The sequence below is a fragment of the Nonomuraea sp. NPDC026600 genome, from assembly GCF_040638335.1.
Lineage (GTDB): Bacteria > Actinomycetota > Actinomycetes > Streptosporangiales > Streptosporangiaceae > Nonomuraea.
Window position 1 is genome coordinate 180,695 of sequence record NZ_JBEZYD010000020.1, and the last position, 9,198, is coordinate 189,892.

General features: G+C 72.8%; 4 protein-coding genes. All 4 read right to left on the reverse strand.

Annotated features, from left to right (window positions below):
* Positions 1–24: 24 nt before the first annotated feature.
* Genes AB0F17_RS37505 through AB0F17_RS37520 form a run of 4 tightly spaced genes read right to left on the reverse strand, consistent with a single transcriptional unit; the run spans position 25 to position 9,192 of the window.
* Positions 25–768, reverse strand: coding sequence for an alpha/beta fold hydrolase (locus AB0F17_RS37505; RefSeq protein WP_358032755.1), 744 nt, complete (start codon positions 766–768; stop codon positions 25–27).
* Positions 765–3,272 carry a cytochrome P450 gene (locus AB0F17_RS37510; RefSeq protein ID WP_358032757.1) on the reverse strand — a complete coding sequence of 836 codons (2,508 nt, stop codon included), beginning with the start codon at positions 3,270–3,272 and terminating at the stop codon, positions 765–767. Before AB0F17_RS37510 ends, AB0F17_RS37505 begins: the two co-directional genes overlap by 4 nt.
* Positions 3,272–4,750 (reverse strand): FAD-dependent monooxygenase, encoded by a 1,479-nt coding sequence (locus AB0F17_RS37515; RefSeq protein WP_358032760.1) that lies wholly within the window; start codon positions 4,748–4,750, stop codon positions 3,272–3,274. The genes AB0F17_RS37510 and AB0F17_RS37515 overlap by 1 nt, the downstream gene beginning before the upstream one ends.
* Positions 4,747–9,192 carry a type I polyketide synthase gene (locus tag AB0F17_RS37520; protein ID WP_358032763.1) on the reverse strand — a complete coding sequence of 1,482 codons (4,446 nt, stop codon included), beginning with the start codon at positions 9,190–9,192 and terminating at the stop codon, positions 4,747–4,749. Before AB0F17_RS37520 ends, AB0F17_RS37515 begins: the two co-directional genes overlap by 4 nt.
* Between the last annotated feature and the right edge of the window lie 6 nt (positions 9,193–9,198).

Below are 9,198 nucleotides of genomic sequence, written 5' to 3' on the forward strand. Positions count from 1 at the left end.
CGGGTTCAAGCCGTCCTTCCCCCGTCAGGTGAGGCGGTCGACGACGATCTTCGCCACCTCCTCGGTGTGCTCGGCCAGGTAGAAGTGGCCGCCGGTGAAGGTGATCAGCTCGAAGCCACCGGTCGTGTGCCCAGCCCAGGCCCGTGCGTCGTCCTCGCCGACTCGGGGATCAGCGTCCCCCACGAGGGCGGTGATCGGGCAACTCGGCACCTCGCCGGGCCGCCACTCGTACGCCTCGATCGCCCGGTAGTCGGCGCGCAGCGCGGGCAGGATCATCTGCACCACATCCGCGTCGTCCAGCAGGCGGCTGTCGGTGCCGCTGAGCGTGCGCAGTTCGGCCAGCAGCGAGCTGTCGTCCTGCCGGCCCGGGATCCCCTGCCGCCGTCTGCTCGGCGCCCGGCGTCCCGAGGCGAACAGCCGTACCACGTCCACGCCGTCCTCCTGGAGCCGCAGAGACATCTCGTAGCCGACGCTCGCCCCCATGCTGTGCCCGAACAACGCGACCGGCCGCCCGGCCGCCGCAGCCGTCACGACGGCGGCGATCTGGTCGGCGAGTGCGCGGATGTCCTCGACGGCCTTCTCCTCACGGCGATCCTGGCGGCCGGGGTACTGGACCGCGACCACGTCGAGCGCCGGAGCCAGCAGCGTCGACAGGCTGTGGAAGTACGACGCCGAGCCGCCCGCGTGCGGGAGCAGCACCAGCAGTGGCCCCGCGCCGGGCCCCTGGTGGAAACGGCGCAGCCAGAGGTCCAGCTCGATCGCGGTCATCCGGCCACCACGGGGAGGGAGGCAAGGCCCCGGACGACCATGCCCTCGGTGTGCCGCGGCCCCGGGTCGGCGATGGTGAGGTCCAACTCGGCCAGCCGCCCGATCACCACCTGTACGGCGAGACGGGCCAGCGGCGCGCCGAGGCAGAAGTGGATGCCGTGCCCGAAGCCGAGGTTGCGGGCCGATGCCCGGCGGGCCAGGTCGAGCCGGTCCGGCGCGTCGTAGGCGGCCGGGTCGCGGTTGGCCGCGCCCAGAACCAGCAGCATCTGCTCCCCCTGCTGGATCGGCGTGTCACCGATCACCGTGTCGCTCAGGGCCGTCCGCGAGATCACCTGGGCGGGCGCGTCGTACCTGATCAGCTCCTCGACAGCGGCCCCGATCTGGTCCGGATTGGCACGCAGCCAGGCGCGTTGCTCCGGCTCGCGCAGCAGCGCGAGCATGCCGTTGCCGATCAGATGCACGGTCAGCGCGTACCCTGCCGAGACCAGCAGCGTGCAGGTGGTCACCAGCTCGGTCTCGGTGAGCCGGTCGCCCTCCTGCTCGACCGCGACCAGCTTGCTCATCAGGTCGTCGGCGGGTTGGGCGCGGCGCTGCGCGGCCAGTTCGGTGAAGTACTGGTTGAACTGCTCCCGTGCGCCCTGTCGCTGCGCGACCTGGGCTCTGGTGAGCGCGAAGTCGGGGTCAAGGCCCCGCCCGATCGCCGCTGACCAGCCGCGGAAGCGGTCCATGTTCTCCTCCGGCACGCCCATCAGGTCGCCGAGCAGCAGCGCCGGGAGAGGATGGGCGATGGCGTCCATCAGGTCGAAGGAGGATCCGGCCGAGGCCAGCAGCTGGTCGGTGAGTTCAACGGCGCGTGGGCGGAGCCGTTCGACGACGCGGGCGGTGAACGCCCCGCTCACCAGGGATCGCAGCCGAGTGTGGTCAGGCGGGTCCATGAAGATGAACTGGCGCACCGGCCTGCCCTCGTGGTCGCGGCCGAAGTGCTCCGCCACCGACTGGCCGTCTCCCCAGCCGATGAGCGGGTCCCGCAGCGCGTCCGACGCCTCCCGGTGCCCCATGACGACGACCATGCCGCCTGGAGTCCGCATGACCGGGCCGTTCTCGGCGATCCGCCGGTAGATCGGGTACGGGTCGGCGCGGAACTCCGGATCGAACGGGTTGAACGGCAACAGCCGGCTGATGGCGTACAGGCCCGGGTTGGCCGGAATCGTGGGCGGCGGCTCCTCCTGCAGCTCAGGGGGGTCGACCGAGGTGAGGTCGCCGTAGGCGACGGGCAGGCGAAGGATCACCGTGTGCTTGTTGCTGCGGGCCCACCTCACAGGGCCGGCCGTGCTCAGCTCGCCCACCCGGTCCAGCAGGGCCTCCAGGACCAGCCGCAGCTCCAGCCGGCCCAGCCGCTCGCCCATGCAGCCGTGGGTGCCGAACCCGAACGCCAGATGGGGGTTGTGCTCGCGGCGGATGTCGAAGATGTGCGGGTCGGCGAAGACCTCCTCGTCCCGGTTGGCGGAAGCCCACCAGAACGTCACCTTCTGCCCAGCCTTGATCTGCAGGCCGCCCACCTCTACGTCCCTGGTGGCGGTACGCCGGTTGTACGGCGTCGGCGACGCCCAGCGCAGCATCTCCTCGATCGCGCCCGTGATCAGCGAGCGGTCCTCGCGCAGTGCCTTCCATTGGTCGGGATGTTCGGCCAGGGCCAGCAAGCCGTGCGCGATCGCGTTGCGCGGTGGCTCGGAGCCCGCGCCGAGGATCAGGTTGAAGAACACCTCGCGCTCGTAGCTCGACAGTGGCCGCTCCCCCTCGGGCAGTTCGCCTGTGGCGGCCAGCGAGAGCAGCCCAGGGCCCGGCACGGCGGCGAGCGCCTTGAGGGCGCCGCTGCCGTACTGGTAGAGCGCGAGCCGGGACATCTGCGAGCGCTCGGTGTCCTCGCCGACCTCGCGGTCGTCGAAGCCCATGCTCACGTCGGCCCACGCGTGCAGGGCGGGCCAGTCACGGCGGGGTACACCGAGGGCCAGCAGCGCCGCCCTGATCGCGAACGGCCCGGCGATGTCCACCATCAGGTCGCCCTTGCCGTCCGCCACGGCCTCGGCGACCAGGTTCTCGGCGATGGCGCGCAGCTCCGGCTCCAGCGAGGCGACCGTTCCGCCGTCGACCGAGGGGCTGACCAGGTCTCTGAGCGCCTGGTGCCTGGGGTCGTCCATCATGTTCAGCATGGTGCCCGCGTGGACGCCGGGCGCGAGGTCGTCGATGTGGGTGCCACCGCCGGCCCGGCCGCCCCCACCCTGTGAGGAGAACGCCGGATCGGCCGCCGCGGCACGGATGTCCGCGTAGCGGCTCAGCACCCAGAACCCCTCACCGTCGGCGGTGGTGCCCGGTGGGTGGAAGAAGACCGGCGCCTCCTTGCGTAACCGGGTGAAGACGTGGTGAGGAAACCCGTCGCCGAACCGGCTCTGGTCGGAAAGGTCGAACCCGTCGAGTACGGGGGGAAGCTCCTGCTGCTCGGTCATCATTGTCCCTTCAGGCGGTGCGAAGCGTCGGGTGCGAGCCGCTCTAGAGCGGTGGCGGCATGCGGAAGTGCGGTGGCCGGGCCGCTCGCGCCGACGAAGCCGTCGGGACGGAGCAGCACGAAGGCGTCGACGGCGCCCGGCCGGTGGCGATGGGTGACCAGCTCGGGCAGCCGGTGGGCGAGCGCCTCCCCCTGGCTCCTGGCCTGGCCGCGATCCGGCCCGGTGGTGACGAGCTGGAAACGGTCGGCGGCGTCGGGTTCGAGCGCCCACTTCGGCCGGCGGATGCCCGGCTGGGGCAGCCCCGGCGGCACCTTGCCCTCGGCCGGGATCAGCGTGTCCGGATAGGTGATCAGCCAGCCCGACAGCAGCGGCGGTAACTGACGGCCGAGCGCGCCGGTGCGGTGCATGAGTGTCATGACGAGGTTTCGGACCCGGTTCGCGACCGGGCTGAGCACCGCTTGCCTGGCCATCCGGCCGGTGGCCTTGACGGTCTGCTCGGCGGCGGCGCGGCGCTCGATGTCGTAGCTGTCCAGGATGTGCGGGGCGTACCTGCCGTCAAGGACACCGGCCAGCTTCCACGCCAGGTTCCGCACGTCTCCGAACCCCAGGTTGAGCCCCTGCCCGCCGACCACGGAGTGGACGTGCGCGGCGTCACCGACCAGGAAGCAGCGGCCGGCCCGCAGCGGCGAGGCGATCCGCTCGTGGCTGGTGAACAGCGTGTTCATGGTCAGGTCGGTGAGCCGCAGGCCGCCCGGCCCGCGCTCGTCCAGCAGGCGCTGCCCCGTCTCGTCGGTGAGCTCGGTGCCGTCGGGGACCGCGCCCGAGATCCGCACCCGGCCGCCGGGCAGCGGCGCCACGAGCACCACCCCGGCACGGCCGAGGTAGTAGTTCACCGCTTCTGTGTCGTAGTCGCCCTCCAGCCGGCCTTCGGCGAGGAGGAAGGTGATCGGCAGGGGCGCGCCGGTGAAGTCCGCGCCGATCAGGTCCCGTACGGTGCTGCGGAAGCCGTCGGCCGCGATCAGCCACTCCGCCTCCAGCGTCACCTCACGGCCGTCCGCTTCGCAGGCGGTCACGGTGACCGAGTCGCGATCCTGAGTCAGCGTCGCCACCTCCAGGCCGCGACGTACCTGCCCGCCGAGCCTGCGCAGCTCGTCCTGCAGCAACTCGGTGGTGTCCTGCTGCGGCAGGATGAGCGGCGACATGATCGGGGCGAGCGGCAGCCGCAGCGTGGTGCCGCTGCCGACGTGGTAACTCAGCGCCTTGACCGCCACGCCGCGTTTGCGGGCTTCCTCCAAGAGGCCGAGGTCACGGTAGATCTCCAGAGATGGCGGCCACAGCAGGATGGCCCGGGATCCGGTGCCGGGTTCCGGTGCAGCGTCCACGATGTCCGCTTCGACACCACGGCGGCGGAGTTCGCACGCCGCCATCAGTCCTACGGGCCCGGCCCCGACGATCAAGACTTTGGCGCGTTGGTTCATCGGTCGTGCTCCTTCAGGATCTGCTCCAGGTGCTGAGCGAGCCGGCGTGGGGTGGGATGTTCGAAGACGAGGTCGGGAGGCAGGCGGTGGTCCACGGTCCGGCCGAGGGCGTTACGCAGCTCCAACCCGGTCAGTGAGTCGAAGCCGATATCGGTGAAACGGCTGTCGGCGTCGATGTCGGCGGGGTTGTCGTGGCCGAGGACGGCGGCGGCGTGGCCGCAGACGAGGGTGATCAGGCTTTCCTGGCCGTGGGTGTCGACCTGCCCGGGGGTGTGGCCCGTGGTCGCGGAGCCGGTGCCACCGCGCGGCCGGACCTCGGCCAGGTCGGCGACCAGGGGACGGTGGCGGGCCTCACCGTAGGCGGAGGCGAAACGGGGCCAGTCGAGATCGGCGATGGCAGCGGTACCGCCGCCCTGGCCGCCGCGCATGCCGTCGGCGCCCAGGGCGGAGAGCTCGCGCCGTAGCGCCTCCAGGGCAGGGCCGGGCCGCATCCTCGCCACGCCCCGGCTCTCCAGGCGCGTGCCCAGCTCGCCGTTGTCGCGTTCGATCCAGGGGCCCCAGGCCACCACCATGGCGGGACGGCCGAGAGCGTGCCGATGCCGGGCCAGCGCGTCTATCTCCGCGCCCGCCGCGGCGTATGCCGCCTGGCCGACGCCGCCGAACGTGGCCGCGATCGTGGAGAACAGCACCAGGTCCGTCTCCGTGGCCTCACTGAGCGCCCTGGCCTCGACCGCGTTGGCGACCAGGACGCGTTCCAGCCGGTCGAGGGTGAGCGCGGCCAGGGTGCTCTCCTCCAGATGGTCGGCCGCGTGCACCACCAGGGACGGCTGGTGCTCGGCGACCAGCCGGGCGGGCGCGGCCGGGTCCGAGGGGTCGGCGACGGCGACGGTGATCCGTTCTCCCAGGTCCGCGACCGGTTCGTCGGCGACGAGGATGACATGGTCGGCGCCGGAGTCGGCCAGCCAGCGGGCGAGGTGTGGTCCGTACGAGCCGGAGCCGCCGTTGACGAGGACGGTGCCGCCGGCCTGCCACACGGGTGCCGCGTGCGGCGCGCGGCTCAGGCGAGGTACGAGCAGCGTGCCGCCGCGCACCGCCACCTGGTCCTCGCCGCCGGGCGGCTCCGCGAGCGCGCGGACGAATGCGGCGCGCGCCCGCTCATCCAGCCGTTCGGGCAGATCTATGAGGCCGCCCCACAGCTCAGGCCGCTCCAGCGCGAGGCAACGTCCCAGACCCCAGATCCGGCCGCGCGCCGGATCCCCGGCACCGCCGTCGGCAGTGGCGTCGGCGACCACGCCCTGGGTGACGAGCCAGAGGGGACCGCTGTCGAGGCCACCGGGCTGGGCGAGCGCGAGCGTGGCGGCCAGGCCCCGGCTCAGCGCGGGATGTTCCGGATGTGCGGACTCGTCCAGGGCCAGCAGCGACACCACTCCCGTGTACGCCCCGGACCGCGCCTCGCTGCTCGTCTCGACCTTGGCACCGTGCTCGACGAGAGCGGCGACGACGTCCTCGACCAGTTCGTGCCGTTCGTGGGCCGCGGGGACGAGCACCTGCCAGGTGCCGGACAGCGCAGCCGCCGAAGCCGCCGCGGGCATCGGCTGCCAGTTGAGCCGGTAGCGCCACGAGTCGGCCTCGGGGGTGGCCGGTCTGCGGGGTTCGAGCCAGAAACGCCGTGGCTGGAAGGGATACGTGGGCAGATCGATCGGGGGTGCGGGGGTGAGGACGGCCCGCCAGTCGACCCGTGCCCCGTGTGCGTGGGCCTCGCCGAGCGTACTGAGAAAACGACCGAGGTCACCCGAGTCGCGGCGCAGCGTGCCGATCGCGGCGGCGGGTGAGCCCGCTGCCTCCGCCGTCGCCGCCACACCCGCCGTCAGCACGGGGTGCGGCCCGGGCTCCACGAACAAGGTGGCACCATCGGCGAGCAGAGCCCGGACCGTGTCGGCGAAGCGGACGCGCTCGCGCAGGTTCCGGCCCCAGTAGGCGCCGTCGAGTTCACGGCCGTCGAGCGGCCCGCCCGTGACGGAGGAGTAGAACGGGATCTCCGCCGTGCCGGGCACCAAGTCGGCGAGTTCGGCGACCAGCCGGTCCCGGGCGGGCTCGACGTACGGGGAGTGGGCCGCATAGCTGACCTCGACCCGGCCGGCCCGCACCCCGGCGGCCTCGCACTCGGCCAGCACCTCCGCCAGCGGCGCCTCCTCCCCGGCCACCGTCGTGTAGAGCGGCCCGGTGTCGGCGGCGACCGTCACCCGATCGCCCCAGCGCCGCTCGACCTCGTCGGCGGGCAGCGTGATCGCGAGCAGTCCGCCTCCGCCGTCCATCTCGGCCATCAGCCGGGCGCGCAGCGCGATCACCCGGGCACCGTCGTCCAGGGACAGCGCGCCGGCGACGGTCGCGGCGGCGAGCTCTCCCTGCGAGTGTCCTGCCACGGTGTCGGGGACCACTCCGGCCGCCCGCCACAGCCGGGCGAGCGCCACCATCGTCGCCCACAGCGCCGGCTGCGCCACGTCGCCGCGACGCAGGTCGGGGGCGTCCGGGCCGCCGTAGAGGGCTTCGCTCAGAGACCAGTCGACGTACGGCGCCAGCGCGTCGGCGCAGCGGCCGATCTCCTCGGCGAACACCGGAGAGGAGCGGAGCAGTTGCCTGCCCATCCCTGCCCACTGGCCGCCCTGCCCGGAGAACACGAACGCGACCTGTGCCCCCGGCCGTGCCACCGCCCGCACGAGCCCGGGGGCGGACTCTCCCGCGGCCAGCGCGTCGAGGCCCCGGGCGAAGTCGGTCGGCTCGGCGCCGACCAACACCGCACGGTGGTCGAGCGCGGCCCGCGTGGTCGCCAGCGACCAGGCGACCCGATGAACGTGGGAGAGTTCACCGTGCTCCGCGTCCGCGGCCGAGGGTGTCGGCGAGCCTTCGGCATAGGGGCGTAAGCGGGCGGCCTGGGCGCGGAGGGCGGCTTCGGATCTGGCCGACAGCAGCCACGGAACCGCTGTTGCCCCGGCGACACCCGTCGTGGGCTCGGGTCCTGTCTGAGGCTCCGGAGGTGGAGCGGCTTCCAGGATGACGTGTGCGTTGGTGCCGCTCACGCCGAACGCCGAGACTCCCGCCCGGCGCGGCTCCCCCGTGTCGGGCCACGGCTGAGCCTCGGTGAGCAGGGCGACGTTGCCGCGCGACCAGTCAACCCTGGGTGTCGGCTCGTCCACGTGCAGGGTGGCGGGCAGCACGCCGTGCCGCATCGCCTCCACCATTTTGATCACTCCGGCCACCCCGGCGGCAGCCGCGGCGTGCCCCAGGTTGGACTTGATCGACCCCAGCCACAGCGGCCGATCCCGGTCCGGACCGTAGGTCGCGAGCAGCGCCCGCGCTTCGATCGGGTCACCGAGCGCGGTCGCCGTACCGTGTGCCTCGACGGCGTCGACCTGGGCGGGCCCCAGCCCTGCGGAGGCGAGCGCGGCACGGATCACCCGCTCCTGCGCGGGGCCGCTCGGCGCGGTGAGGCCGTTGGAGGCGCCGTCCTGGTTCAGTGCGCTGCCCCGGATCACGGCGAGGATCTGGTGCCCGTTGCGGCGGGCGTCGGAGAGCCGTTCGAGCAGCACCAAACCCACGCCCTCGGCCCAGCCGGTGCCGTCGGCGGAGGCGGCGAACGACTTGCACCGGCCGTCCGCGGCCAGCCCGCGCTGCCTGCTGAACTCCACGAATCCCGAGGGAGTGGACAGCACCGACACACCACCCGCCACGGCCAGCGAGCACTCCTCCAGCCGCAGCGACTGCGCGGCCAGGTGCAACGCCACCAGTGAGGAGGAGCAAGCGGTGTCGACGGTGAGCGCGGGCCCCTCCCATCCCAGGCTGTACGCCAGCCGGCCCGACAGCACACTCGCCGCCACCCCGGTCAGCAGGTAGCCCTCCAGCCCGTCGGGTACCGGGTCCAGCAGCGTGGCGTAGTCCTGGTTGTTGGTGCCGACGAAGACCCCGGTCCGGCTGCCGCGCGTCGACTCCGGGTCGAGGCGGGCGCGTTCGAGCAGTTCCCAGGAGGTTTCGAGCAGCAGCCGCTGCTGCGGGTCCATCGCCAGGGCCTCGCGCGGGGAGATGCCGAAGAAGGCCGCGTCGAAGTCGCCCGCGTCGTCGAGGAACCCGCCCTGGACGACGTACGTGGTGCCGGGGTGGTCGGGGTCGGGGTGGTACAAGGACTCGAGGTCCCAGCCTCGGTCGGCGGGGAACGGGCCGATCGCGTCCACCTGCCCGGCCACGAGCTCCCACAGGTCCTCGGGCGTGCGTACGCCGCCGGGGTAGCGGCAGCTCGCCGCGATGATCGCGATCGGCTCGCGGTGCCGTTCCTCGGCCTCACGGAGCCTGCGGCGGGTCTCGTGCAGCTCCAGCGTGGCCCGTCTGAGGTAGCCGCGCAGCTTGTCTTCGGTTGACTCGTCTTCGGTCGGCGCGGCGTCAGCGGTCACCGATCC

Excerpts from the sequence above, each read along its gene's own strand:
- AB0F17_RS37505 (WP_358032755.1), bottom strand. The coding sequence starts at position 768 with ATGACCGCGATCGAGCTGGACCTCTGGCTGCGCCGTTTCCACCAGGGG.
- AB0F17_RS37510 (WP_358032757.1), bottom strand. The coding sequence starts at position 3,272 with ATGACCGAGCAGCAGGAGCTTCCCCCCGTACTCGACGGGTTCGACCTT.
- AB0F17_RS37515 (WP_358032760.1), bottom strand. The coding sequence starts at position 4,750 with ATGAACCAACGCGCCAAAGTCTTGATCGTCGGGGCCGGGCCCGTAGGA.